We start from the raw sequence: 26,567 nt of genomic DNA on the forward strand, positions 1-26,567 counted from the left end.
ATGAAACATGTCATGCTGGTTGAAGATGAAGTTGAACTCGCTCAATTGGTCCGCGACTATCTTGAAGCTGCTGGGTTTGAGGTCAGTATGTTTCATGATGGACAAGAAGCCTATAACAGCTTTTTGCAGCGTAAACCGAGCCTGATGATTCTGGATCTGATGGTGCCACGTATGGATGGGCTGACCATTTGCCGTAAAGTACGTGAGCAGTCTGATTTACCCATTATTATGGTCACGGCGCGTACCGAAGAAATTGACCGGGTATTAGGCCTGAATATGGGTGCAGATGACTATATTTGTAAGCCATTTAGTCCGAAAGAACTGGTGGCACGTGTGCAGGCAGTGCTGCGTCGCTTAGACCGCAAGGCTGAACCGGAAACCAATGATTTATTCCGGATGGATAAAGCCCAGCAACGGATCTGGTATCAGCAAAAAGCACTGAACCTGACCCCGACCGAATTTCGTTTACTGGAACTGTTTTTAGAGCATGTTGGGCAGGTTTATTCCCGTGCCCAGTTGCTGGACCATATTAACCCGGACAGTTTTGATGTTGCAGATCGGGTGATTGACAGTCATATCAAAAACCTGCGCCGCAAGATTTCCGAAGCGGCAGAAACCGGTAATCGTCATGAGTGGATTCAGGCAGTCTATGGGGTTGGCTACCGTTTTGAATATCCGGAAGATTAATTTCATGCGGAGTGAAAAAGCGAATAGATATGTGCCTATTCGCTTTTTTTATGAGAGTAGGTTGTGCAGTATTTAGGGGCAGGATGGTGATAAATCAACAGACTGATCAAGCATAAGACCAAGATAAAAGGGGGGATTTCTAATATTATAATTTTTAAATGAATTTAATTTTTAACAAGAATATTTTGTAAATTTTAATAAGCCTGAAAATTGAAGTAAATAAAATTCCGGTATAATCCGCAGCCCGCTTTTGGGAATTTTTCTATGCACGTCAATACTGAGCTTGTCGCACGCTTAATTCAGCGCAATATCACCCCCGCGATACACTATTTTGAACAAACCCAGGATAGTTCCCGCCTGGAACATCAGATCAACTTCTGTGTACAGCAGATTATTGTCTGTTTAAATTCCGATACAGTGGCCACCATCAAAGCACTATTGCAGTATTTAATTGCAAAAAGCCAGCACAGCAGTGAACATTCAGGGTGGCGCAAAGCCTTTGATTTGTTCAATGATAAATATAAAGTTTAATCGCTGATTTTACATACGAGAGACAGGATTAAACTGTGGGCACGATTTATCTGTATTAGTTCAGACTTGATCGTACATTCTTCTTGAAAAAGAGAAAGTTACCCATTTTGATAAAGGTGTCGAAATCTTAATCAAACAAAGGTAACTTTCTTATGTTGCATACTAACAATCAAATCATTAAACACAAAGTAGGTCTGCTTAATTTAGCTGAAGAGCTTCAGAATGTATCCAGAGCATGCAAAGTGATGGGGGTTTCAAGAGATACATTTTATCGCTATCAGGAATTAGTGAAGTCTGGTGATATTGACGCACTGATTAATAAGTCCCGTCGAGTACCAAATTTAAAAAACCGTGTAGATGATACTACTGAACAGGCTGTTATTGATTTCGCAATTCAATATCCCGCATATGGTCAGCACCGTACGAGTAATGAATTACGCAAGAAGGGTGTATTCGTTTCAGGGAGTGGGGTTCGCTCTATATGGCTTCGTCATGATTTAGAAAACTTTAAGAAGCGTTTAAAAGCACTTGAGGCTAAAGTGGCACAGGATGGTATTGAATTAAATGATCAGCAGATTGCGGCACTTGAACGTAAGCATGAGGATGACGTTGCTTGTGGTGAAATCGAAACAGCTCATCCAGGCTATTTAGGCGCGCAAGACACCTTTTATGTCGGGAATCTCAAAGGTGTTGGACGAATCTATCAACAAACATTCATCGACACTTATAGCAAGGTCGTTCATTGCAAGCTCTATACAACAAAAACACCGATTACAGCGGCTGATTTACTCAATGATCGTGTGTTGCCATTCTATCAATCTCAGGACTTACCAATGCTTCGCATCCTCACAGACAGAGGTACTGAGTATTGCGGTAAGGTAGAACAACATGACTATGAGTTGTATCTGGCAGTTAATGATATTGATCACACGAAGACAAAAGCAGCTTCGCCGCAAACAAATGGTATCTGTGAGCGTTTCCATAAGACGATTTTGCAGGAGTTCTATCAAATTACGTTTAGGAAGAAGCTTTATAGCTCATTGGAAGAATTACAAATTGATCTAGACGATTGGCTGAAATTCTATAATACTGAACGGACTCATCAAGGAAAAATGTGCTGTGGTCGTACACCACTTGAAACTTTACTTGATGGAAAACGGATTTGGGCTGAGAAGAATTTAGCTCAAATTTAACCTGACAGGCACAATAAAAAATGGGTAACTGTCAGATCAGGTTTGAGCTAGTACAATTTATCTCTGTGTTTTTGCCCGAGCTAAACACGCGAGCCTACAGTTTTGAGTAACGCTATACGTTGTCGGTCCAGTTTCTTGAGTTTGGACACCACCAACGCATAAGAATTCAGCACTAAATCTTCGATTAAAGCTTCATCCAGCTCTTCATCTTCATACACTGAAATCCAGTGCTGTTTATTCATATGCCAGCCGCTACGAATATACGGATAAATATCACGCAGCATGGCACCATGATCTGGCGCTACTTTTAAATTAATGGCCGCTTGTCCGTGCAGATGAAACTGTAACATAAAGACTTTATCCTGCACTTTAAACACATCACAACCCTCACCAAAAGGCTGGGTCACTGTGACTTCAGGCAGGGTAGTAGCGACTTTTGCCGCAAGTGGATGCAAAGCCATACGCAATTTAGGTTGAAGGGCACTTTGGGGATAATGCTGAAATTATCCACAATTTACCAGGCTAATGTGGATACTTTAAGACGAGCAGCTGACCATCACTTCAGGCACATCGCTTGGCAGCGGCGCTAAATCTTCCGGTTTTTCCAGCGCAGTCTGTCGGGTATAGGGTTGACTGAGCAGGCGAAATAAACGCTCGACTTCAGAAAAATCATCCCGCTCGGCCAGTTCAATTGCTTTTTGCGCCATATGGTTGCGCAGGATGTAATGTGGATTGACGGCGGTCATGGCGGCATCCAGTTCATCGGTATCCTGATGTTCACGAATACGCTCATATTGCGTCAGGAAGGCTTCAAACTGACGGCGGTCCAGGCAGTCATCTTTAATCGTTTCATAGTCTTTATGTTGCAGGCGAATAAAGCTCTGGGTGTAATCCAGCTGCTCGCTTTGCAAGATTCTTAAAAAAGCCATCGCACAGTCAAAGCTGTCTTTATGGAAGCTGGGTAAGCCCATTTTCTGGTTTAAACCATGCTTGTAGTGTTCCAGGAAGGTCGGTTCAAAATGGGCCAGACATTGAGCCAGATCCGTTTTCCATTGCTCTTGGTCATCGTCTGCCGGACAAAGTGGAATCAGGTTGTTCAGCCAGGTCCACAAGTTCCAGTGCCCAATACTCGGCTGTTGCTGATAGGTATAACGTCCCTGATAATCGGAATGGTTGTTGATCCAGTTCGGGCGAAAGCGCTCCATAAAACCGTAAGGACCAAAATCTAGGGTAGAGCCGGTGATATTTAAATTATCGGTATTCATTACCCCATGGGCAAAGCCAACCAGCTGCCATTGGGCAATCATCACTGCAGTACGCTGCACCACCTGCGTGGCAAAAGCTAAAACAGGCTGCTCGGCCTTCAGACATTCCGGATAATGCCATTCGATACATTTCTGGGTAAATTCAGGCAGTAAATCTGGCTGATATTGATTGATCCATTCAAAATGCCCCAGCCGAATATGACAGTCCGAGGTACGTAACATCATTGCACCCGGTTCCAGTTTTTCACGCTGTACCCCTTGGGTGGATGAAGTAAATCCCACGGCATTACTGGAAGGTACGCCCAAGGCATTTAAGGCATGACCGGCCAGATATTCACGAATCACCGAGCGTAACACCGCGCGACCATCGCCCATCCGTGAATAAGGGGTAGCACCGGCACCTTTTAAATGCAGATCAATGGTCTGCTGATGCTGGTCAACAATCTGGGCAATCAGTAAACCACGTCCATCACCGAGCTGACCGGCCCATTGCCCGAATTGATGCCCGGCATAAACCATAGCCAATGCCGGAAATTCAGCAAATGTTTTCTGGCCGCTACAGATTTCGACCCACTGTGCTTTGTCTTCATTTGACCATTGCAGTTCATCGGCCAGTGCTGCATTGAAATGCCCGGCTTTGGCGCCTTTTAAAGGCAGCGGTTGTTGCTGGTGATACAGACGGGAAGGCAGGGTAGGATAGCGCGAGTTAAATTGCATTGCAGAACAGCCATTCAGAACAGGCCTTCACTATAACAAACTTGGCTGGAGAAAAGTGTCGTGTTTCCGAATAGAAAAAGCCTCCATCAGGAGGCTTTTTGCAGGGCTTTGGTATTATTGTGAAACCGGATTCTTTTTCAGGTTACGCATCAGAATGTTCAGGGTTTCCCGATGATGGGTTAGACGCTGTTCTACCAGCTGGAATTCAACTTTCAGCTTGTCATCCATTTGATGGATTTTTTCTGCCACCGCCGATTTCTTGGCCTGAATTTCCTGCTCTTTTAACTTGGCCCAGTCATTTAGGGTATGGGTAAAGGCTTCATATTCTTGTGCCAGACGCTGTTTGACGCTGCTGATGTCGTCATTGACATTGTGGCCATATACCGCCAGGTCCTGCTCGGCATATTTGAACTTCATCGCCAGTTCCGCTTTTTTAATATTAAAGCTTGGAATACGGCGCAGGTTTTTTGCCAGACCCAGTTTCGAACAGCTCCAGATTAACCATTTGGTCGGGTCATATTGCCACCATTTCACGCCATTACGGTAATCGTACTGGAAGATATGGTGATAGTTATGATAACCCTCGCCCCAGGTAGCAATAGCCAGCCAGAAGTTGTCACGTGCCGTATTTTCGTCAGTATATGGACGTTTGCCCCACATATGACACAGCGAGTTAATAAAGAAGGTCACATGGTGGCTCAGAATCAGACGCATCAAACCGCCTAATAGCAGAACACCCCAGATATCGCCAACAGCCCAGCCAATTGGGAGTAAAATGCCGACATGCACCAGAATCACTAACGGTACATAGTATTTATGCTGGAACATCACCAGTTTGTCATTCAGCAAATCTGGCGCATTTTTATAATTCGGTTCTGCTGCCGGATAGTCGCGCAGCATCCAGCCTAAATGGGCGTACCAGAAACCGTTATTGATGGAATACGGATCTTTATCGACATCATCGACATGACGGTGATGGGTACGGTGACCTGAGGCCCAGAACAGGATACTGTTCTGCACGGCAAAGGTGCCCATAATCATTAAAATGATTTTCAAAGGTAAAGTGGCTTCATAGGCACGGTGCGCCCATAAACGGTGATAACCTGCTGTAATACCCAAGCTGCTAACGCCAAGTAAAACAAACATGCTGATCCAAGCCGCAAGGCTAAAATCATGGTGGTAAGCATATAACGGGATGGCAATGATTGCGACAATTGGCAAGAACACCAGAGCAAAAACGGCAACCCAGTTAATTGGGGCTTTGGGTAGGGGAGCATTCATCTCCAACAGTACTCCTGAAAGCTGGGGAGGTGTAAAGAAGTGCTTAATCCATTACTTTTTGTATGGAATAAGATTTGAGCATATTAGCATGCGCGTTTCGGCGTCACTAGCATTATTGTACAGATGTATTGTACTAAACAGTAACAGAATAAGATTGAAGCTTCATTGATTTTATCGAAGGCTGCGGCATGATAAAGATAAATCCTTGATCAATGCGAAATCAATCACATGAGATACCGTAAAATTAGTTTAATTTTGCCGTATTTGATCGCGGCGGTTTTCATTACGGCCTGTCAAAGCACACCGCCGTCTTCTACAGCCTCCAAAGTCCAGTCACAGCCACGTGCGGTAAAAGCACCGGCAGCGGTTAAACGCAGTAGCGATGGTCTGCAGGATATTCGCTGGGAAATTCAAACCATTCAGGGGAAAAAGGCACGTTATTTTCATGCCAGCCCGTATTTAATGCTCAATTCCCGTTTTCAGAATCTGCAGGGCAATACCGGCTGTAATTCTCTTTTCGGCCGCTATCAGCTGCAGTTCAGTCAGGGCCGTTTAAGCCTGAACAGCCGTGCCACGCATAATAGTTGTGATCATGCGCTGGCGCAGGAAGCCGACTTGATGGATGCCTTGCAACGGGTCAAACGCTTCCAGTTACAGGGTAAAACTTTATATTTGCTGGATGAGCGCGGGCTGATGCTGATTCAGGCCAATCAACGCTAAATAGAAGTTCAATCAATATAAAATCAGCCTGTAACATGCAGGCTGATTGAGCATCTATTGTTTTAAATATGTTGCATCATCAGTTTTGGGAAATCGGTAATTAAACCGTTAATGCCTAAATCTTTCAGCTGTTTGGCACGTTCCACTTCATTGACCGTCCAGACACTGACCCCCAGTTGTGCTTGCTGGGTGGCCTGAATCATGCGCGGGGTCGCCAGTTCATTCATCCAGCCAATCTGACAGCAGCCAAAGCGCAATGCCTGTTCAATCGCCTGTTCCTGGATATCTTCTTCAATTAGTAAACCACGCTTAAAGGTCGACTGCTGCGCCTGTAAGGCCTGATGGATTTTCAGGTCAAAACTGGTAATCACAGCAGAATGTTCAAAGCCTTTGAGCTGCTGATGCAAGGCCAGAGTCAGCTGTTCAGCCTGCGCCTGGGTTTCCACGGCTTTAATTTCAACTTCAATATGTTCAAAGTTCTGGATTAGGGCCAGGGTCTGGTTTAAATACGGGGTGATTTCAAAATTCGACCAGTTTTTCCAGCCATAGGCCTGATTATAATGATGTAAATCTTGCGTGCTGCATTCATACAGCGGACGGTCCTGACCGGTGGTTCGGATCAAATGATCATCATGCATAATGACCAGTTGCTGGTCTTTAAGCTGACGTACGTCAAATTCGACAGCGCGTACGCCTAAATCCTGAATATACTGAAAACCGCCCAGGGTATTTTCCGGGGCTTCGCCGCGGGCACCACGATGTCCAATTATACGCATAACAGGCTCAGCGTTTGGAGAGGAAGTTTCATTGTGAGCCTTTAAGATGACCAGGATGTGACAGCGCTATTGTGCGCTGATCTTAAATTTATACAAGTCAGATCAGCGCATATTTTCATCAATTTTTTCTATGAAAATGACGGCTTTATTCAATCGTTTCGTTAATGTTTTTTTGCCACAGCACTTCAGCGCCACCTTCACTGCGTTGCAGGGTGCGTGAAGCCACAAATAACCAGTCAGATAAACGGTTTAAGAGCTGCAAAGACGTGGCCTGAATATTCTGGTCACGGCTATGCACTGACATCACGCTACGCTCAGCACGGCGGCAGACAGCACGGGCCTGATGGGCATAGCTACACGCCAAGGTGCCGGCAGGCAGAATAAAGTCCTTAAGCATGGGCAGGGTTTCATTCATCCGATCGATGTCGTTTTCCAGAAACTCGATTGATACCGGTTGTACCAGAGTAAAGCCCGGAATGCAGACTTCACCGCCTAAATCAAATAGCCAGTGCTGAATCAGGCTTAAAGATTTATCCCAGCTGGCTTTGTCCTGAATGGTGCTGGCGGCAATCTGTGCGCGCAGTACGCCAATGGTGGCATTCAGTTCATCGACATCGCCGAGTGCGGTAATACGTAAATCATCTTTGGCAACACGTGAACCATCACCCAGACCGGTGGTGCCTGAGTCGCCAGTACGGGTATAGATTTTACTTAAACGGTGGCCCATAGCTGTTCCTTGAATTTTTAATCATGTGAATATAAAAAGGATCATGCCACAGTCACGACATGATCCTCAAAATTTATATGTCCTTTGGGGCGTTTAGTATTTAACCGTTACGCCGACAGAGGCGAGGCGGCCCTCGTTGACATACCAGCCATCACCAAAGTTATCTGCAATTTTGTAATTAACGTCTCCGATATTCTGGATATTACTAAATAGCTTCATATTGGGGTTCAGATTCCAATACATATTGAGATCAACTGTCGCATAGCCAGGAGCCTTAACCTTGTTTGCTGTGTCAGTATAAATATCTGATCGAGCAATTAAAGAGGCACTAATGCCATAAGCGGCATTCTCTAAACCGGTTGATAAGATAAAGGTTTGCTTTGGTCGGTATGCGAGGTTGTTATTGGTTTTTTTATTTTTTGAATCCGCATACGCATATTCTGTGCTCAAGAATAAATCCTGATTCCTCCACTTCAAGCCAATTTCACCGCCATTAACCTCAGATTTTTCTACATTCGCAAAACTTGATTTATTTTGACCAAGATAGTCACTCACAATGAGATTTTTTATATGGGTCTGGTAGGCAGATAAATAAGCAGTTAGTTGATCAGTGATGATTTGGTCGACACCAATTTCATAAGATATGCTCTTTTCCGGTTTTAAGTCAGGATTGCCATACGTTGGATAGAAGCCTTCAGAAAAATAGTAGAGTTCTGTCAAAGATGGAGCTTTAAAGGCCGAGCCAACATTCGCATAGATACTTGTCGCTGGTAGAATCTGATAGCGAATCGCACCTTGACCTACTGTATGAGTGCCGAAAAGTTCATTGTCTTCTGCACGGATCCCGACTTGGGTATTTAGCTTTTCAGATGAATACTGGTGTTGTAAATAATAACCAAGAGAGTCAATGTCCTGTTTCTTATCTTTTATAGAATTACTTTGAAAATCAGACTTCAGATAAGTACTACCTAACAAAATACTCTGCTGTGGTGTAAATGCCCAGCGAAGATTGACATCTCCCTCTTTATTTTCTGTATCAAATGGACCTGGTTCACTATCCTGAACATATTGATGATCAATAAAGTTTGAGAAACGTGCGGCAAGCGTCAAATTGTCAGCAATATCGTAGGCAATATTTGAGTTAATTAAACGGTTTTCGAAGAAACGTAACGCATCATTTTGGCCTGTCATCCAGTTATAGAACTGGTTAACACCTTCATTTTGGCTAATAGAGATACTTGCTTTTAAACCATCATTCTCATAGCCAACTTTTGCACCATATCCTTTTTGATCAAAACTGGCTTTTTGATTTTTATTCTGGTTGTCGAGGATTCTTGTGCCATCCGTTTCTAATCGTTGTCCACTAACCTGAGCATAAAATCCGTTATCAGTAACTAAATTGGCCTTGGTAATTGCCTTATATGTTTGATTCTCGCCATAGATCCCCGTAATTTCGGCGCCGGATTTTTCAGGTTTCTTGGAAAGCAGCTGGACGACGCCACCAATTGCATCGGTGCCATATTGTACAGAGGCAGGACCTTTTAAAATTTCAACTTGCTGAACATCTGTGGTATCTAAAAAAGTCGGGTATAACGGGCCATAATGATTTTGGCTATTTAAGCGAGCACCATCTTTAAGCACTAAAGTATGGGCTGCATTGGTACCGCGGAGTCTAATTTCTGAAATTTGTCCAAAGCCACCACTTTGCTTGATGTAAACAGAAGGATCGCGTTGAATGAGTTCAGAGACATTAAGAATAGGGTTTGATTCAATCGTCTTCTGATCAATGACCGAAATTCGCGCAGGCACATTGCCAATCTTCTCTTCAGAACGGGTGGCTGTAACCACCAAGGTATCCAGGGCCGCATTGACGGCAGGTTGCTCTTGAGACTCCGCAGCAAAGACAGAAGTTGAAAACCCCATCGCAAGAGCGATTGCACCTACCAAGGCAGTAGGTTGAAATTGAATAGACATGATATGTGCTCCATACATTCACCCCACGTGAATGATTGAGTTAAAGGGCACAACAAGCAGGTATCCGGACTTCAATGTGGCGCCAAGCATCTTGATGATGACCTGGACCTATATATCCACCTTCCCATATCTGAATACAGTGGTGTAAATCGCATGATTTAAACTGATATATGTTTCATTGTTACCGTTGCGGGGGCAGTGTTGGATTTTCACCAATTTCCCTAAAGCCAAGGCTTAAACTTGCTGTGAAACGGGCGCAGTATAAGTGCCGTATGCATTTTAAACAACTTGTGCAAGAATTATCAGGCTGAACTTTACTCAAGTGAAAAAATTTGCATTACAATGAGCCGGCCCCATATTTATAGATAGGCTATAAAGCGGGCATTACGAGAGCCAAACAAGTTATGCGAACCCGTGCCAAAATTTGCGGCATCACCCGGGTTGAAGATGTACATGCCGTCGTCAACAGTGGTGCAGATGCAATTGGTTTTGTATTTTATCCTCCAAGTCCGCGCAGTGTGAGCGCAGAACAGGCCAGCGTTCTGCTACAGGCCATTGCGCCTTATGTACAGGTGGTGGGTTTATTTGTAAATAGCTCAGCCGGTGAGATTCAGGCCATTCTCAATACAGTCGCGCTGGACATCCTGCAATTTCATGGTGATGAAAGCCCGGAACAGTGCCAGTCAATTGCACAGCAGGTTGGACGTCGCTGGTACAAGGCGATTCAGGTTAAACCGGGCCTAGATGTGGTGGCTGAAATTCAAAAATATCAGCAGGCTGGTGCTAGCGCCGTACTTTTAGATGCCTGGCATCCTGAATTAAAGGGCGGAACCGGGCAAAGCTTTGACTGGAGCAGCTTTCCCCAACTGGATATTCCACTGATTTTGGCCGGGGGATTAAACCCTGACAATATTGAAGACGCCATTCACACCACAGCCGCGTTTGCTGTAGATGTGAGCGGAGGCGTAGAATCCGCAAAAGGTATTAAAGACCAACAACTCATAGAACGCTTTATGCAAGGAGTCCATCGTGGATCAGCAAACTGTTAATACAGAAAAACAGGCAATTGACTATACCCAGTTCCCTGATGCAAAAGGGCACTTCGGTATCCATGGCGGACGTTTTGTGTCAGAAACCCTGATGGCGGCTTTAGAAGACTTGGAAAAGCTCTATTTTCGCATGAAGAATGATGAACAGTTTCTGGCAGAATTCGACCGTGATCTCGCTTATTACGTCGGTCGTCCAAGTCCACTGTATTATGCTGAGCGATGGTCAAAAGACTTGGGTGGTGCGCAGATTTACTTAAAACGTGAAGACCTGAACCATACCGGCTCGCATAAAGTAAACAACACCATTGGTCAGGCGTTATTGGCCAAACTTTCAGGTAAAAAACGTATTATTGCCGAAACTGGTGCCGGTCAGCACGGGGTAGCGACAGCAACCATCGCTGCGCGTTTAGGTCTTGAATGTGTAGTGTTCATGGGTGCGGAAGATGTGAAGCGCCAGGCCATGAACGTGTATCGTATGCGTTTGCTGGGTGCCAAAGTCGTCGCGGTAGAAAGTGGCTCTAAAACTTTAAAAGATGCCATGAATGAAGCGATGCGTGACTGGGTCACCAATGTCGATTCAACCTATTATGTGATCGGAACTGTCGCTGGTCCACATCCCTATCCGCAACTGGTGCGTGATTTCCAGTCCATTATTGGCCGTGAAGCACGCCGTCAGATTCAGGAACAAGCCGGCCGTCTGCCGGATGCACTTGTGGCCTGTGTGGGAGGTGGTTCTAATGCTATGGGCCTGTTCTATCCATTCCTGAATGATCAGGAGGTGAAAATGTACGGTGTTGAAGCGGCGGGCTTAGGCATTGAAACGGGGAAGCACTCTGCGCCATTGAATGCCGGTCATGTCGGTGTCCTTCACGGCAACCGTACTTACCTGATGTCAGATGAACAAGGTCAGATTATTGAAACCCATTCGATTTCTGCTGGTCTGGATTATCCGGGTGTGGGTCCTGAGCACAGCTTCCTGAAAGATATGCATCGTGTGGATTATGTGCCAATTAATGACCAGGAAGCTTTACAAGGTTTCCGTGACCTGACCAAGATTGAAGGCATCATTCCGGCATTAGAAAGTTCACATGCGATGGCGTATGTAACCAAGCTGGCGCCAACCATGTCGAAAGATCAAATTATTATTGCAACGGTTTCAGGCCGTGGTGATAAAGACTTGATGACGGTAGCGCGTATTGATGGCGTGGAAATGGTGGATATGTAAAAAATCTCCCTAACCCTCTTTAAGAAAGAGGGAATAGCCCTCCTTAGTAAAAGAGGGTTGGGAGGATTTAAATCGCATTCAAGCAATTGGGTGCGATTTTTTTATTGTTGTAATGAAAGTTCCCCACTTTTTTAAAGGAGGGACGAGGGGAGGATTATTATTCAGATCCGATTTTTGACACAAATTCAGGCAATTATAATTCATCCAGATTTTCCCTTACTTTGGAAAAGCCCAAAGTAAGCAAAGACTTTTGTTGAGCAGATATGACGTCCCTGTCATGCTGCTCAACAGGCGACATCCCTGTCGCCAACGCGTATCATATTGCTGATTTATCTTCTATCTGGCCAAAACCATCTTCTGGAGTCTCCCATGCCAAGTCTGTTTATCGTTATGTTGGGCGGTCGTCATGCCCGCGCCAATACCGAAGTGCACGATGTGGTTCTTACCGTGGCTGATACGCTGGAAGAGACTTTCCCTCAGCTAAGACAGGCCTGGTTTGGCGATCAACCCGGCTTACATATTGATGCCTGGGCGCAAATCAATGGGGTGGAATTTGAAGGCAAAAAATATCAGCTGCAATTTAGCAATGCGGCCCCGAATCAGGCGCATGAAAAACTCTGGCTAATCAATTTAGGCGGCTACGATGCGCGTGAATTTGGCGAATTGCATCGCTATGTTCTGGTGGTTGCACAAAATACCATGGTGGCCAAACAGCGTGGCAAGGCATATTTTGCTGCACACTGGCAAAAGCAGCATACTGACCGGGTGCTGGATGTCGATGACTGCATCGCCATTGATCAGGTGCATGGCCGTTATGTACAACTGGTGGTCGGGGAGTTCGCCGGAAACCGCTGGGAAAATACCTATTTGCCTATTTCAGAATTCTGATTGCAGCAGACTTAAGCAATTGGCTTGACTCCAATATTGTGAAAGAAAGCAATCTATGTTTTTGTTATTGTTTAGATAAAATAATCTTATTTTTATTTTTCTGGCCAGATTTTATAGGCATAATAAGGCGGTAGCTACAGTGTCTCAAACAACATGGAATGTCGTACATGGATTTAATACAACAGAATGGACAGCCACGTTACGGACGTTTTAAGCAATTACCGACCAGTATCCAATACCATCATTATCAATATAAAAGCCCTTATGGTGATGTGCTGTCTGGGTGGCGTAAACGATTAAAATATAAGAAGTTTAAATTTTGTTGTATTCAGCATGAGCACTATACCATTGGCCTGGCCATTGTCGATATTGCCTGGGCCGGGCATGGTTTTGTTTATATCTACAATCATTTGACCGGTGAAGTGCTGGAATGGGATGCGATCAGTTTTCTGGCCCGGCATACGGTGCTGGACGAGCAGCCGCTGTTTAACCATAGCCATTTTCACAAAGCCGGCTATCAGCTGGATATTCAGCATGCCAATGGGGTGCGTTATATCCGGGTGACTAAATATGGCGAACTGCGCCTGAGCGCGCGGATTTTCTGTGCCGGCACCGATCCATTAAGCATGTGTAGCCCGAATGGCATTAACGGCTGGACCTATACCCAAAAGCTGACCACACTCGGCTGTGAAGGTTTTTTTATTAACAAGCAGGGACAAACCATCCAGTTTCATGACAAAACTTTTGTTTCTCTGGATGATACCTGTGGTTTTTTACGCCCGGAAACGGCCTGGTTCTGGCTGTCCTGTAATTTTTGGGATGCCCAGAACAAACGGGTCGGCATTAATCTGGCTTCTGGTGTCAATGAAAGCTTTGGCAATGAAAACTGTCTGTGGGTCAATGGCCGCCTGTATCCGCTGGCAGATGTGTTATTTGAGCAGCAGTCAGATAACCAGTGGAATATTGTCTCGCTGGATCAAAGCCTGAATTTAACCGTGACCACCGGCTGGCGCCGTTATGAAAATCTGAACCTGCGCCTGGTGGGTAGCCAGTTTAGTCAGTGGCAGGCCAAAGTCAGCGGCACCATTGTGCAGGATGATCAGGAAATTGTGTTCCTGAATGAATATGCCTTGCTGGAACAGCATTATGCCAAATGGTAGATCTTTGTCGCTGATCCTGATTATCAAACAAGCTACGGCTCATCCACTCAATAAAAAAGCTGAACCTGACATTCAGCTTTTTTAATCCATCATAATTTTCCTTTAATCTTTAGCCGCTTGCCAGAAGGCTTCACCGGCCTGAATCGGATCATTGGTTTGTTCCAGGGTGTTAATCCAGACTTCATACTGGGCAATAATCGGATGCTGGCTTGGATGAAAATCTTTTTTAAACCAGTCCTTATACAGCCGGCCCATCCGGGTTAAGGTGCCTTTTTTACCAAAGAACCACGGCAAACCTTTGGCATTCAGTTGCAGACGCTGCCACAGACTAAAGCCATCCTGTTTTAACATGATATTGGCCCGATAAATGGTAAAACCAAACATCAGGAACGTGGTCCAGACCAGGGCAAAATGCCGCATCGCTTCAGAAACTTGGGCCACATCACGCATTACATCAAAGGCCACATCGCGGTGTTCCATTTCTTCAATCGCATGCCAGGCAAACAAGGCACGCACATAAGGATGTGCCTCAGCTAACGTCGAGCGATGGGCATAAAAGGTTTCAGCCATGAGGGCGGTCAGGTGCTCGGCTGCTGCCGTGGTGGCAATATTATATTCCGGGGAGCGTTTTTCCAGTTCAAATTTAAAAATCCGGTTGAGCTGGCGGATAAACTGATCCACCGGCATGCCCTGATTTTTCATTAGCTGGTTCATTTTGTCATGCGCGATGCCATGCTGGGCTTCCTGACGGATAAAGTCGGCCACGCGTTGTTGCAGTTCTGGCTGCTGAATCTGCTCGCGGTACAAGCGTACCGACTGAATAAAATAGCGTTCCCCATCGGGAAAGGTCAGGCTTAAGGCATCAAACATGCGGGTCAGAAAAGGATCTCCACCAAACCAGAAGCGTGGAATCTGTTCCAGCTTAAAGTCGAGATTGCTGCGCACCACTGGTTGCGCCTGATATTGGACTATGGCATTCATCTTGTTTTACTTCATCTAGTCGTTCATATCTGCAGTATGTCGGGCTTTAGCGGCTTTGTTTTGACAAGTCTTGCCAGTTTTTATACATTTTACGCCATAGTGAAAATAAGAAATGTCAGGATGACAACTTACCCGAGTGATATTCAGATTCCAAACGGCTATGTGCATTTGTGGCAGTCCTACCTGCAGGCACAAGGTGTGCAGCCACAACAGCTCGAGCTGTCAGACAGCTTGCAGCAATATGTGCAGCATGTACTGAGTTTGCCGATTGATGGCCAATCTTCCTGTCAGGCTTTTATTGCGTTACTGGAACAGACCCGGCAGCAGCTGAACACAGCCTATCTGGTGTTTGAGCTGGCGCGTTTTATCCGGCCGGAACATTTTGGTGTGCTCGGCTATATGGCCTCGCGCAGTAATAGCGTGGCTGAAGCCTTGCAGTATATTGCCCAGTTTAGCCGGCTGGTGATTGATGCCAACGAAGCGGTTCCCATGCAGATTCAGCAGCAGGATGATCTGCTGATTGTCTCCTGGCCGAATCCGCAGGATCAGAGCACGCTGATTCACGAAATTACTTTTGCCTGTATGCTGCAGCTGGCCCGGCAGATGTTTGCGGCCGAACACTTTCCCTTGCGCCGGGTTCATTTTGCCCATGCTCCGCAAACGGCGCTGTATCAATATCAAAAGTTTTATGGCTGCGAAGTGCTGTTTGATCAGCCGGATTATCAGCTGGTGCTGAGCATCGACAGCCTGCAGCTGCAACCACAGCAGCCTGATCCAACTTTAATCGGGATTTTAAAAAAACAGGCTGAAGAAGCGATGGCGGCCAAACCCTTGCTGGAAGGGCTGGACCAGAAACTGCGTCATCTGATTGCCGATTATTTACGATTGCAGCAACAGGCACCCAAGCTGGATGAGCTGGCTGTCGAGCTGTGTATGTCCAGTCGCACTTTGCAGCGTCAACTGAGTGAACTGGGGACCTCATTTAAACAGCTGCTGGACATGGAAAGGATCAAACGCTGTGAGTTGCTATTACCGCAAAAGCTGAGTCTGACCGAGATTGCCAGCCAGCTCGGTTATTCCGATCAGTCGGCTTTGGCGCGTGCCTATAAAGCGCATTGCGGCCAGACCTTAACCGAGCGGCGCCGGGTACTGCGTCAGCAACAGACCACCAATAAAAAGCGGCTGAATAGCCGCTTGGAAAATTAAAAAGTACGGTTTTAAGACGTGCGCAGTTTGGGAAAACGCAAGGCAATGGCGGCAATCGCAAAAATCGCCAGCACCCAGCAATAATAGACACTGCCAATCAGCTCTACCGGTGACATTTTGGCAATCGAGCAGGCCAGCAATAACTGGGCGCCATAAGGAATCAGGCCCTGTACCACGCAGGAGAAAATATCCAGCAGGGCGGCAGCGCGTTTCGGATCGACGCTATATTCCTGCGCCACTTCCCGCGCCATATCTCCAGACAGGATAATCGCCACGGTATTGTTGGCCACAAACAGGTTGGAAAACACCACCAGAAAGCTAATCCCCAACTCACCAGCACGTTGCGCGCCAACCTTAAACAGGCGAGTCAGCTTGTAGATGCGTTGAATCAGCCATTCCAGGCCACCTTCTTTTTGCATAATGGCCGATAAGCCACCCAGGAACATCGACAGCAACGCCACTTCAAACATGCCGACAAAACCGTCATAAATAGCACCATTCAGCTTGAGCAGATCAAACTCGGGCAGCATCAACAGTCCCATCAGCGCGGAAAGTAAAATCCCGATGGTTAACACTGCCAGCACATGCAGGCGAGAAAAGGCCAGCACAAACACCGCCACATAAGGCAAGATGAGCCAGGCGTTATACTCCTGATAGGCAATGGCCTGGGTATTCTGGTTGATCAGCATATAAATCAGTACTGTGATCAGTGCAGCCGGTACGGCAATCCAGACATTGACCTTGAATTTGTCACGCAGCTGTACTTTCTGGCTGCTGGTGGCGGCAATGGTGGTGTCGGAAATCATCGACAGGTTATCACCAAACATGGCACCGCCAACCACCGCACCAATGGTATAGACCGTGGCAATTTGCGTGGCTTCGGAAAAACCAAAGGCAATGGGCGCACAGGCTGCAATGGTGCCCATTGAAGTGCCCATGGCGGTGGCGACAAAGGCTGAAATCAGAAACAGCATCGGCAGTACAAATTCCGGCGGAATAATCGACAGGCCCAGCTGTACCGTGGCATTGACACTGCCAATGGCGCCACTGGTGCTGGCAAAGGCACCGGCCAGCATAAACACCATAAACATCAGAATCAGGTTCGGATGGCTGGCGCCCTGCAAAAATTCTTCAATGGCCCGGTTCAGCTGACCACGATAGAGCAATAATGCCAGGATAATGGCTGGAATGGCCGCCACCGGCGCCTTGACCTGATAGAAGGCAAACTCGGTCCCAATCAGGGAATGGTAAATGCCACTGCCTAAAAAAATGGCTAAAAATACAATAAGTGGCAACAGCGCAAGCCCGCGAGCGTGCACTTTTGCCTGGGAGTCGGAAATCATAGAAATAAGAAAAAGTCTGAAAACGGCGCTAGTATAAAGCAGCTTTTGCTATTTCTGAAAACTTTAAATGTAAATGCTAACTGTCCTATTTTTATCATCTTTTTTGCTCAGCCATTGGGTTTTTCTAACTGCTTGAGATTGCTGGGAATAGCGAAATTAGGCATCTTTGATCATTGAGAAAAAAACCGAAATATCGGTAAATGTAGCTTTCGGGTTGTTCTGGAATTCGCGCTTTGCTGATGAAATCGGGCATCGACCAGCTGTGCTCTGTTCAATGAGCAAAAAATAGCGTTACAATGCGATGTCCTGTATTTCGACAATAGCAACTTATCAGTTTTGAATTATTCAAGGAAAGCACAGCCCTATGTCACGTTTAGCCACCCGATTTGCACAGTTGAAATCTCAACAACGTAAGGCCCTCGTATCTTATGTCATGGCAGGTGACCCACAGCCACAGGTAACGGTACCACTGTTACATCAAATGGTTGAGGCGGGTGTAGATGTGATTGAGCTTGGACTGCCATTCTCTGACCCGATGGCCGATGGTCCAGTCATTGCCTTGGCTGCAGAACGTGCATTGGCAGGGGGAACCAATACCCTCGATGCACTGAATATGGTCAAGGAATTCCGCCAAAAAGACACGGAAACACCAGTGGTGCTCATGGGTTATTTAAATCCGGTTGAGGTCATTGGCTACCAGAAGTTTGTCGCCTATGCGCATGAATGTGGGGTAGATGGTGTCTTGCTGGTGGATCTGCCGCCAGAAGAAGCTGCCGATTTGGACCAGATCTTACAGCAGTACGATATGGACCAGATTTTCCTGCTGGCACCGACCTCTACCGATGAGCGTATCCAGCATGTAGTGAAACAGGCCAGCGGCTTTATTTACTACGTGTCGCTCAAAGGTGTGACCGGTGCAGCCACTTTAGATATCTCTGAAGCGGCGCAGCGGATTGAGAAAATCAAGGCAGTCACCGATGTACCGGTTGGTGTCGGTTTCGGTATCAGTGATGCGGCATCTGCCAAAGTCATGGGTGCCGTGGCAGATGCAGTCATTGTCGGTAGTGCTTTCGTAAAACAGTTTGCCAACCTCGAACCAGAACAAGCCGTGGTTGAAACGGTTAATAAAGTCAAGGAGCTTCGAGCCGCGCTCGATGAGTTAGTATGAGTCAAGAAGTCAAGCCAGGGAAAATCTTAAGCCCAACTACGCCGTGGACAGAACGCGGCGTACCGGGAATTCATGTACCGGATGAGCAGCAAGCCTTAAAGGCGACATTCACCGAACCAACCATCGAATGTCCGGAATGTCATGCACTGGTGACTCGTACAGCCATGTCTTTCAATGCCTATGTCTGCCCGCAATGTGACGAGCATTTACGCATGAAAGCGCGTGACCGTTTAACCTGGTTCCTCGATCAGGTCGATGCCGAACTGGGTCAGGAATTTTCTGCCAAAGATCCACTGAAATTTGTGGACAGCAAGCCGTATCCAGACCGTATGGCCGAAGCACAAAAGAAAACCGGTGAAACTGAAGCTTTACTGGTCATGCAAGGTTTATTAAAAGGCGTGCCGGTAACCACCTGTGCCTTTGAATTTGACTTTATGGGCGGCTCTATGGGCACGGTGGTCGGTGACCGTTTTGTGCTTGCAGCGGAACGTGCCATTCAGCAACGTCAGCCGTTAATCTGCTTTGCCGCCTCAGGCGGTGCGCGTATGCAGGAAGGCATGCTGTCTTTAATGCAGATGGCGCGTACTTCAGCAGCCATCCAGCGTTTAAAAGAAGCGGGCTTACCATATATCGTGGTCTTAACCCATCCGGTATATGGTGGCGTAACGGCATCGTTGGCAATGTTGGGTGATGTTCATCTGGCAGAACCAAAAGCCATGATTGGCTTTGCCGGTAAGCGTGTAATTGAGCAAACCGTACGTGAAAAACTGGATGAACCGTTCCAGCGCGCGGAATACCTGCTTGATCATGGTGTGGTCGATCAGATTGTTCATCGTCATGCATTACGTGATACTGTATATCGCATTGTCACGAAACTGATGAATTTGTCTTGAATACAGCACCACTTGCAACCGACTCTTTAGAAACATGGCTCAATTATTGGAGCCATGTTCACGTTACAGGGATTGATTTAGGTCTGGAACGGGTGATTCCTGTGGCTGAAAAGCTGGGCGTCACTCACCCGGACGCAAAAGTGTTTACCGTCGCGGGCACCAATGGCAAAGGTTCCACCACCACCACCTTGGCCGCGATTTTAAATGCTCAGGGTTATCAGGTGGGGCTGTATCAGTCGCCGCATATTTACCGTTTTAATGAACGGGTCAAACTGGGCGGCGTCGAGGTCGATGACCAGCAACTGATTGAGGCCTTTGTACAGGTCGATCAGGCGCGTCGCGACTGTAATTTAAGTTTATCGTTTTTTGAAGCCACCACGCTGGCGGCTTTTGTCATTTTTAAGCAGCAGGCTTGTGATGTCTGGGTGCTGGAAGTTGGCCTGGGCGGCCGTCTGGATGTGGTCAATGTGGTACATCCCGATGTGGCCGTGATTACCAATATCGGGCTGGATCATACCGACTGGCTCGGCGATACCATTGAAAAAATTGCCTTTGAAAAAGCCGGCATCATCCGCCCGAATATTCCGGTGATCTTTGGCGGCGTGCAGGAATTACCGCAAGCCATTCAGGATAAGGCAGCACAGTGTCAGGCCCCGCTGTATGTCGCCAATCGTGATTATTTTTATCGCACCGCTGCAGATGGCCAGTCCTGGTTATTTGCCAGCAGTGGCAGCACCTTGAAATTACCGCTTGGCACGCTGGCGCTGGAAAATATATCGACCGCAGTTGCCGCCGTGTTACTTAGCGATCTGAACATCCAGCAGCAGGCGATTGCCGAAGGCATCCAACAGGCCCAGCTCCCGGGCCGTTTTGAAATTCGCCAGATTGCCGGCAAGACCGTAATCTTTGACGCCGGGCACAATCCGCACGGTGTAGAGTTTTTGTTAAAGCAATTGCGAAATTATTTAAATTACAATAAACAGTACACCGAAGTGATCAGTGTGTTTTCCATGCTGGCCGATAAAGATGTGAATTCTGTCGTTGCCTTATTGAAAGAACATGTTTTAATGTGGAAAATTGCACAATTAAATGTTCCTCGTGCGGCAGACATCACACAACTGGATGCGGCCCTCGAGGGCGAAACAGTACAGCACTTTGATAGTGTTCAATTAGCTTTTAAATCAGCGCTGGATGAAACAAACAATAATCAGCTGATTTTGGTATGTGGATCATTTCATACCTTAGAAGCGGTATGGGAGTATTTGGAAGAATGTCAATGAATAACAAACAGCGCTGGATGGGCGGCGTTGTTTTATTGGGTGGTGGTGTGTTATTGGCAGCATTACTCCTGAAAGGCCAAGAAGAAATACATCAAAATAATGTCAAAACGCCAGAACGGGTCGAACAGTTACAGCAAAATACTGCGCCTGAAGCCGAAATGATTCAGCTACAACCGTTAACGGTAGATGTAGAAACTGAAAAACGTCTGCTGGAAGAGCAGCGCCGTGCTCGTGAAAAAGCCGTGGCTGAACAGGAAGCGCGTGCCGCTGAATTCCTGGCCATGCAGCAGCAGGCAGAAGCAGAAGCCGCCCGTAAGGCTGCAGAAGAATATGCGGCCTTAAATGCGCTACGTAATGGCCAGCAGCAAAGTTCCGACAATATTCCGCCAGAACTGGTCGAAGATGAGCAGGCCAAACAAAAACGTCTGGCTGAAGAAAAACTGGCTGCCCAGAAAAAGCTGGAACAGCAAAAAGCAGCTGAAGCCAAAAAAGCTGCCGAGCAGAAAGCGGCCCAGGAACGTACTGCTGCCGAGAAAAAAGCAGCAGAACAAAAAGCTGCGGAAGAAAAACGTTTAGCCGAAGAGAAGCGTCAGGCAGAAGCCAAACGCAAGGCCGAACAGGAACGCAAGGCTGCTGAACAGAAAGCTGCAGAAGAGAAGCGCAAAGCTGAAGAAAAACGTCAGGCAGAAGCCAAACGTAAAGCCGAAGAAGAAGCCAAAAAGAAAGCTGAAGCCGAGAAAGCACGTAAACTGCTGGAAGGCGAAGATGATGGCAAACAGTGGATGGTGCAGGTGGCACTGGCCGCCAATGAAGCCAATGCCGATGCACTGGCCGCGCGCTTAAAAGCCAAAGGCTATAAAGTCACCAAGAGTCCAACCTCTAAAGGGATCCGGATTATGGTGGGGCCATCTAAAGACCGTGAAAGTGCCGATGCGGCACGCAAGAAAATTGCAGCAGATGCCAGCCTGAACATGAAATCAGCCTGGGTGATTGACTGGGTGCCGTTAGACAAGCGGAACTAGTTGTAAGTATCCTTTGGCATTTTGCCCTTAGTTTTAATCTGATGGATTTGACAGTTGCTGTCGAATCCATTTTATATTTTCAGGACGAAATAAGGCGTCAATATTGACCCAGATCGGATGAAAGCCAAAGCCACCATATTTCATTTCTGCCAGCGCCTGTTCCACCGGCCAGTGTTCAAATATAATCCGGTACATGGCCACACTGGCCCCGGTCCGGTCTGCACCATGATAACAATGAATCAGCACTTTTTGCTGTTGGGCTTGGGCGGTTTGAATCTGCTGCATCACCTGCAATAAATCTTCCCGGTCAATGGCCAGGTATGAATCGGTAGATGCACCGATTGCAGTCCATGCTGCTGTAGCGGTTCAGCATCTGTCGCTTTGGGACGTAGATTAATCACTACATCAATCTCATGCTGTTGTAACAATGCTGCCAGCTGCTGATCGGGCTGTTCGCTGCGAAACAGCATCGGGCTGACCTGATAAAAATTATGCTGTGCATCCAGCGGTTGAGCCCAGGCACTCGGGCGCTGCTGTTCAGGCAAGGCCGGTGTGGTCATGCAGCCCGCGCAACAAATACAGGTCAGGACCAGGGCAAGCAGATTTTTGGGCATAGTGTTTTAATTGGTTGTGCTGGGTCATTCCAGTGTAGCACGGCTGAGGTGCTGACCTTGTACCATGAAAAATGCCTGTCCGAAGACAGGCAGACAGGAAGATGAACGGATATTGATTATTTAGTCACGATTTGGCTGCGGGGTTAAACGCAGGTATGGTTTTACTGCGGTATAGCCTTTCGGGAAACGCTGTTTTAATTCGGCTTCATCTTGCAGTGAAGGCACAATCACCACATCTTCACCCTCTTGCCAGTTGGCCGGGGTGGCCACTTTATAGTTGTCGGTCAGTTGCAGGGAATCGACCACGCGTAAAATTTCATGGAAATTACGTCCAGTAGAGGCCGGATAGGTAATAATCAGACGCACTTTTTTATTCGGGTCGATAATCACCAGGGAGCGTACCGTCAGGGTTTCGCTGGCATTGGGATGGATAAAATCATATAGCGTCGATACTTTACGGTCCTGATCGGCAATAATCGGAAAATTCACGCTGGTGTTCTGGGTTTCGTTAATGTCATTAATCCAGCCTTTGTGTGACTCGACATCATCGACCGACAGGGCAATGGCCTTGACGCCACGTTTTTCAAATTCCTGTTTGAGTTTTGCGGTATAGCCCAGTTCGGTGGTGCAGACCGGGGTGTAGTCGGCAGGATGTGAAAACAGGATGCCCCAGCTGTCGCCCAGAAATTCATAAAAGTTCAGGGTGCCTTCGCTTGATTCCTGAGTAAAGTCGGGTGCGGTATCGCCTAATCGTAAACTCATTTTAACTGCCTCATATCGTTGTTGTATTGGGGGATGGAATTGACTATGGCGCAATTCTTTTAGCATTGAAAATACTTTTTTTGTAATTCTTTATGAATATATGGAATAAGTAGTTGCATGAAATGCTGAAAAAACATGCAGTCATATTGTCATGCTTTGACTATATCATCCGATTAAAATTTGCTACATTATTTTGCCTTAGCTTCGCTGTACGGATAGAAATCATCAGAATTTTTTGATGGGTTGTGTGCAAAACCCTTGTACTTCAAATTTCTAGCACCATAATAACGACTGAGAACAAATTATTCTTTTGACAAGCAAGATTTAGAGAGTCTATTCATGTTGGCAAGTCTGATCGGAGGAATCTTCGGTACCAAAAATGAGCGCGAACTCAAACGCATGCGTAAAATCGTAGACAAGATTAATGCGCTCGAGCCGACGATATCAGCCTTAAGCGATGCAGACTTATCTGCAAAAACCGAAGAATTCAAACAACGATATAACAAGGGCGAAAGTCTAGATAAGTTATTGCCAGAAGCGTTTGCAGTCTGCCGTGAAGCCGGGAAACGGGTCATGGGCATGCGCCATTATGATGTACAGCTGATTGGTGGTATTACCCTGCACGAAGGTAAAATTGCAGAAATGCGTACCGGTGAAGGTAAAACCTTAATGGGGACTTTGGCCTGTTACCTGAATGCCTTAAGTGGTGAAGGCGTACACGTGATTACCGTGAACGACTACCTGGCACAGCGTGATGCCGAGCTCAACCGTCCACTCTTTGAATTTCTGGGTTTAAGCATCGGCATTATTTATTCGATGCAGGACCCGACCGAAAAAGCGCAAGCCTATCGTGCCGATATTACTTACGGGACCAACAACGAATTTGGTTTCGACTATTTGCGTGACAACATGGTGTTCTCGCTGGCAGAGAAAAAGCAGCGTGGCCTGACCTATGCCATTATCGATGAAGTCGACTCGATCCTGATTGATGAAGCACGTACCCCGCTGATTATCTCGGGTCAGAGCGAAGACTCATCACAGCTGTATGCGGCGATTAATACCATTCCGCCTAAACTGCATCCGCAAAAAGAAGAGAAAGTGCCAGATGGCGGTCACTTCTGGATTGATGAAAAACAGCGTTCGGTTGAAATGACTGAAGTCGGTTATGAAACCGTAGAAAATGAACTGATTCAGATGGGTCTGCTGGCAGAAGGGGAAAGCCTGTATTCTGCTTCCAACCTGAATCTGGTACATCACGTGTCTGCGGCCATTCGTGCCCATTTCCTGTATCAGCGCAATGTGCATTACATCATCCATGATGGTGAAGTGATTATTGTCGATGAAAACACCGGCCGTACCATGCCGGGTCGTCGCTGGTCTGAAGGTCTGCATCAGGCAGTTGAAGCCAAAGAAGGTCTGGAAATCCAGCCTGAAAACCAGACTCTGGCCACCACCACCTTCCAGAACTACTTCCGTCTGTACAAAAAACTGTCCGGTATGACCGGTACTGCCGATACTGAAGCGGCAGAAATGAAAGAAATTTATGGTCTGGATGTGGTAATTATTCCAACCCACCGTCCAATGATCCGTCAGGACCATAACGATTTAATCTATTTAAATCGTGAAGGCAAATACAATGCGATTATTCAGGAAATCCTGCGCGTGCAGGAATCCGGTGTCGCGCCGATCCTGATTGGTACTGCCACCATTGAAGCCTCAGAAATCCTCTCGGACAAACTGAAAGAGGCCGGTATTCATCACGAAGTTCTGAACGCCAAACAGCACGAACGTGAAGCCGATATTATTGCCCAAGCCGGTGCACCACGTGCGGTGACCATTGCCACCAACATGGCGGGTCGTGGTACCGATATTCTGCTCGGTGGTAACTGGAAAGCTCTGCTGGCCAAAATTGAAAACCCGACACCTGAAGATGAACAACGTCTGAAAGAAGAATGGGACCAGAACCACGAAGCGGTACTGGCCTCAGGCGGTTTGCATATTATTGGTTCTGAACGCCATGAATCACGCCGTATTGATAACCAGCTGCGTGGTCGTGCCGGTCGTCAGGGTGACCCGGGTGTGTCGCGTTTCTATCTGTCACTTGAAGATGACCTGATGCGTATTTTCGCCGGTGATCGTGTGGTGGCCATGATGCGTGCCATGGGCCTGAAAGAAGATGAAGCCATTGAACACAAAATGGTGTCGCGTTCGATTGAAAATGCCCAGCGCAAAGTTGAAGCACGTAACTTCGATATCCGTAAGAACCTGTTGAAATACGATGACGTCAACAATGAACAGCGTAAGATTATTTACTCACAGCGTGATGAAATTCTTGCCGCAAACTCATTGCAAGATTACATCGAAGAAATGCACCGTGAAGTGATTCAGGGCGTGATTGCCAACTATGTACCACCAGAGTCGATTCATGATCAGTGGGATATTGACGGTCTGGAGCAGGCGTTACGTGAAGATCTGGCTTTAGATCTGCCAATTAACCAATGGTTAGAAGAAGATCGCCGTCTGGATGAAGAAGGTCTGGTCGAACGTATTTCTGATGAGCTGGTGGCTCGTTATAACAGCCGCCGTCAGCAAATGGGTGATGAATCTGCAGCCATGCTGGAGCGTCACTTTATGCTCAACTCGCTGGATCGTCACTGGAAAGACCATCTGGCGGCAATGGATTACTTGCGTCAAGGCATTCATTTACGTGGTTATGCGCAAAAGAATCCGGAGCAGGAATACAAGAAAGAAGCCTTTAACCTGTTTGTGAACATGCTCGCTGTGATCAAGTCTGATGTCGTGACTGACTTGTCTCGCGTACACGTACCAACAGCTGAAGAACTGGCTGAACTTGAAGCACAGAAACAGGCACAAGCCGAGGCGATGCAGCTGAATCTGTCTCATGCCGATGTGGACAGTCTGACCGGTGAAACTTTCGAAGCCGATGCGCAGCAGACAACCCCAACCGAAACGGTGTTTACGCCACCGGCAAGCCGTAATTCACCATGTCCATGTGGTTCAGGTCTGAAATACAAACAGTGCCACGGCAAAATCTAAGCCATTCAAAACATCTCGCAAAAAGCAGAATTTCGATTCTGCTTTTTT

At 46.8% G+C, this 26,567-nt stretch carries 23 protein-coding genes, 1 pseudogene and 1 riboswitch; of the genes and pseudogenes, 14 read left to right on the forward strand and 10 right to left on the reverse strand.

The window, feature by feature from the left end; all coding sequences use genetic code 11:
• From P253_RS11105 to P253_RS11115, 3 genes are all read left to right on the forward strand, one after another.
• Entirely contained in the window at window positions 1–687 is a 687-nt protein-coding gene (locus P253_RS11105) for a response regulator (protein WP_005180005.1), read from the forward strand.
• A 264-nt stretch (window positions 688–951) separates the two neighbouring features.
• Window positions 952–1,218 carry a hypothetical protein gene (locus P253_RS11110; RefSeq protein ID WP_016658644.1) on the forward strand — a complete coding sequence of 89 codons (267 nt, stop codon included), beginning with the start codon at window positions 952–954 and terminating at the stop codon, window positions 1,216–1,218.
• A gap of 152 nt (window positions 1,219–1,370) precedes the next feature.
• A complete protein-coding gene (locus P253_RS11115) occupies window positions 1,371–2,411 on the forward strand; it encodes an IS481 family transposase (RefSeq protein WP_016658645.1) in 1,041 nt (346 codons plus the stop codon).
• Window positions 2,412–2,491: 80 nt separating this feature from the next.
• On the opposite strand, the gene P253_RS11120 is transcribed toward P253_RS11115, so the two are convergent.
• The 3 genes from P253_RS11120 to P253_RS11130 form a co-directional block, all read right to left on the reverse strand.
• Window positions 2,492–2,872 carry an MmcQ/YjbR family DNA-binding protein gene (locus tag P253_RS11120; protein ID WP_016658646.1) on the reverse strand — a complete coding sequence of 127 codons (381 nt, stop codon included), beginning with the start codon at window positions 2,870–2,872 and terminating at the stop codon, window positions 2,492–2,494.
• Between the two features lie 75 nt (window positions 2,873–2,947).
• Window positions 2,948–4,393 (reverse strand): protein adenylyltransferase SelO, encoded by a 1,446-nt coding sequence (locus P253_RS11125; protein WP_016658647.1) that lies wholly within the window; start codon window positions 4,391–4,393, stop codon window positions 2,948–2,950.
• A 114-nt stretch (window positions 4,394–4,507) separates the two neighbouring features.
• The gene (locus P253_RS11130) at window positions 4,508–5,674 is read right to left on the reverse strand and encodes an acyl-CoA desaturase (protein ID WP_005179996.1); all 1,167 of its coding nucleotides are present in this window, start codon (window positions 5,672–5,674) and stop codon (window positions 4,508–4,510) included.
• 228 nt (window positions 5,675–5,902) lie between these two features.
• Here P253_RS11130 and P253_RS11135 point away from each other — a divergent pair, with 228 nt between their 5' ends.
• Window positions 5,903–6,394, forward strand: coding sequence for an META domain-containing protein (locus tag P253_RS11135; protein WP_016658648.1), 492 nt, complete (start codon window positions 5,903–5,905; stop codon window positions 6,392–6,394).
• Window positions 6,395–6,456: 62 nt separating this feature from the next.
• On the opposite strand, the gene P253_RS11140 is transcribed toward P253_RS11135, so the two are convergent.
• The 3 genes from P253_RS11140 to P253_RS11150 all read right to left on the reverse strand — a co-directional run bounded on the left by P253_RS11140 (window position 6,457) and on the right by P253_RS11150 (window position 9,871).
• Window positions 6,457–7,170, reverse strand: a complete 714-nt coding sequence (locus P253_RS11140) for a glycerophosphodiester phosphodiesterase (RefSeq protein WP_016658649.1) — start codon at window positions 7,168–7,170, stop codon at window positions 6,457–6,459.
• Between the two features lie 145 nt (window positions 7,171–7,315).
• On the reverse strand, window positions 7,316–7,897 hold the full coding sequence (locus P253_RS11145) for a cob(I)yrinic acid a,c-diamide adenosyltransferase (RefSeq protein WP_016658650.1): 582 nt from the start codon (window positions 7,895–7,897) through the stop codon (window positions 7,316–7,318).
• A gap of 93 nt (window positions 7,898–7,990) precedes the next feature.
• Entirely contained in the window at window positions 7,991–9,871 is a 1,881-nt protein-coding gene (locus tag P253_RS11150; RefSeq protein WP_016658651.1) for a TonB-dependent receptor plug domain-containing protein, read from the reverse strand.
• Window positions 9,872–9,909: 38 nt separating this feature from the next.
• Window positions 9,910–10,130: riboswitch (cobalamin riboswitch) on the reverse strand.
• Window positions 10,131–10,275: 145 nt separating this feature from the next.
• On the opposite strand from P253_RS11150, the gene P253_RS11155 reads away from it, so the two are divergent.
• The 4 genes from P253_RS11155 (at window position 10,276) to P253_RS11170 (ending at window position 14,193) form a co-directional block, all read left to right on the forward strand.
• Window positions 10,276–10,920: a phosphoribosylanthranilate isomerase gene (locus P253_RS11155; RefSeq protein WP_016658652.1), complete on the forward strand. Its 645-nt coding sequence runs from the start codon at window positions 10,276–10,278 to the stop codon at window positions 10,918–10,920.
• Window positions 10,901–12,145: a tryptophan synthase subunit beta gene (gene trpB / locus P253_RS11160; protein ID WP_016658653.1), complete on the forward strand. Its 1,245-nt coding sequence runs from the start codon at window positions 10,901–10,903 to the stop codon at window positions 12,143–12,145. Before P253_RS11155 ends, trpB begins: the two co-directional genes overlap by 20 nt.
• Window positions 12,146–12,514: 369 nt before the next feature.
• Window positions 12,515–13,033 (forward strand): DUF1543 domain-containing protein, encoded by a 519-nt coding sequence (locus P253_RS11165; RefSeq protein ID WP_016658654.1) that lies wholly within the window; start codon window positions 12,515–12,517, stop codon window positions 13,031–13,033.
• 167 nt (window positions 13,034–13,200) lie between these two features.
• The gene (locus P253_RS11170) at window positions 13,201–14,193 is read left to right on the forward strand and encodes a DUF2804 domain-containing protein (protein ID WP_005179978.1); all 993 of its coding nucleotides are present in this window, start codon (window positions 13,201–13,203) and stop codon (window positions 14,191–14,193) included.
• Between the two features lie 102 nt (window positions 14,194–14,295).
• Here P253_RS11170 and P253_RS11175 read toward each other — a convergent pair whose 3' ends face one another.
• Entirely contained in the window at window positions 14,296–15,174 is an 879-nt protein-coding gene (locus tag P253_RS11175; RefSeq protein ID WP_016658655.1) for a metal-dependent hydrolase, read from the reverse strand.
• Window positions 15,175–15,294: 120 nt separating this feature from the next.
• On the opposite strand from P253_RS11175, the gene P253_RS11180 reads away from it, so the two are divergent.
• A complete protein-coding gene (locus P253_RS11180) occupies window positions 15,295–16,380 on the forward strand; it encodes a helix-turn-helix domain-containing protein (protein ID WP_016658656.1) in 1,086 nt (361 codons plus the stop codon).
• 11 nt (window positions 16,381–16,391) lie between these two features.
• On the opposite strand, the gene P253_RS11185 is transcribed toward P253_RS11180, so the two are convergent.
• Window positions 16,392–17,723 carry a Na+/H+ antiporter NhaC family protein gene (locus P253_RS11185; protein WP_016658657.1) on the reverse strand — a complete coding sequence of 444 codons (1,332 nt, stop codon included), beginning with the start codon at window positions 17,721–17,723 and terminating at the stop codon, window positions 16,392–16,394.
• A 364-nt stretch (window positions 17,724–18,087) separates the two neighbouring features.
• Here P253_RS11185 and trpA point away from each other — a divergent pair, with 364 nt between their 5' ends.
• The 4 genes from trpA to P253_RS11205 are packed head-to-tail and all read left to right on the forward strand — an operon-like array spanning window position 18,088 to window position 22,086.
• The gene (trpA, locus tag P253_RS11190) at window positions 18,088–18,891 is read left to right on the forward strand and encodes a tryptophan synthase subunit alpha (protein WP_016658658.1); all 804 of its coding nucleotides are present in this window, start codon (window positions 18,088–18,090) and stop codon (window positions 18,889–18,891) included.
• Window positions 18,888–19,784: an acetyl-CoA carboxylase, carboxyltransferase subunit beta gene (gene accD, locus P253_RS11195; protein ID WP_005179967.1), complete on the forward strand. Its 897-nt coding sequence runs from the start codon at window positions 18,888–18,890 to the stop codon at window positions 19,782–19,784. The genes trpA and accD overlap by 4 nt, the downstream gene beginning before the upstream one ends.
• Window positions 19,781–21,064: a bifunctional tetrahydrofolate synthase/dihydrofolate synthase gene (gene folC / locus P253_RS11200; protein WP_016658659.1), complete on the forward strand. Its 1,284-nt coding sequence runs from the start codon at window positions 19,781–19,783 to the stop codon at window positions 21,062–21,064. Before accD ends, folC begins: the two co-directional genes overlap by 4 nt.
• On the forward strand, window positions 21,061–22,086 hold the full coding sequence (locus P253_RS11205; RefSeq protein WP_016658660.1) for an SPOR domain-containing protein: 1,026 nt from the start codon (window positions 21,061–21,063) through the stop codon (window positions 22,084–22,086). Before folC ends, P253_RS11205 begins: the two co-directional genes overlap by 4 nt.
• A 33-nt stretch (window positions 22,087–22,119) precedes the next feature.
• Here the strand turns inward: P253_RS11205 and P253_RS11210 are convergent.
• Together P253_RS11210 and P253_RS11215 are read right to left on the reverse strand one after the other, a co-directional pair.
• A pseudogene (locus P253_RS11210) lies at window positions 22,120–22,700 on the reverse strand (dual specificity protein phosphatase family protein).
• Window positions 22,701–22,820: 120 nt separating this feature from the next.
• Window positions 22,821–23,462, reverse strand: a complete 642-nt coding sequence (locus tag P253_RS11215; RefSeq protein ID WP_005179960.1) for a peroxiredoxin — start codon at window positions 23,460–23,462, stop codon at window positions 22,821–22,823.
• Window positions 23,463–23,801: 339 nt separating this feature from the next.
• Here P253_RS11215 and secA point away from each other — a divergent pair, with 339 nt between their 5' ends.
• The gene (secA, locus tag P253_RS11220; protein WP_005179958.1) at window positions 23,802–26,519 is read left to right on the forward strand and encodes a preprotein translocase subunit SecA; all 2,718 of its coding nucleotides are present in this window, start codon (window positions 23,802–23,804) and stop codon (window positions 26,517–26,519) included.
• The last annotated feature ends 48 nt before the right edge of the window (window positions 26,520–26,567 follow it).

The organism is Acinetobacter indicus CIP 110367 (assembly GCF_000488255.1).
Lineage (GTDB): Bacteria > Pseudomonadota > Gammaproteobacteria > Pseudomonadales > Moraxellaceae > Acinetobacter > Acinetobacter indicus.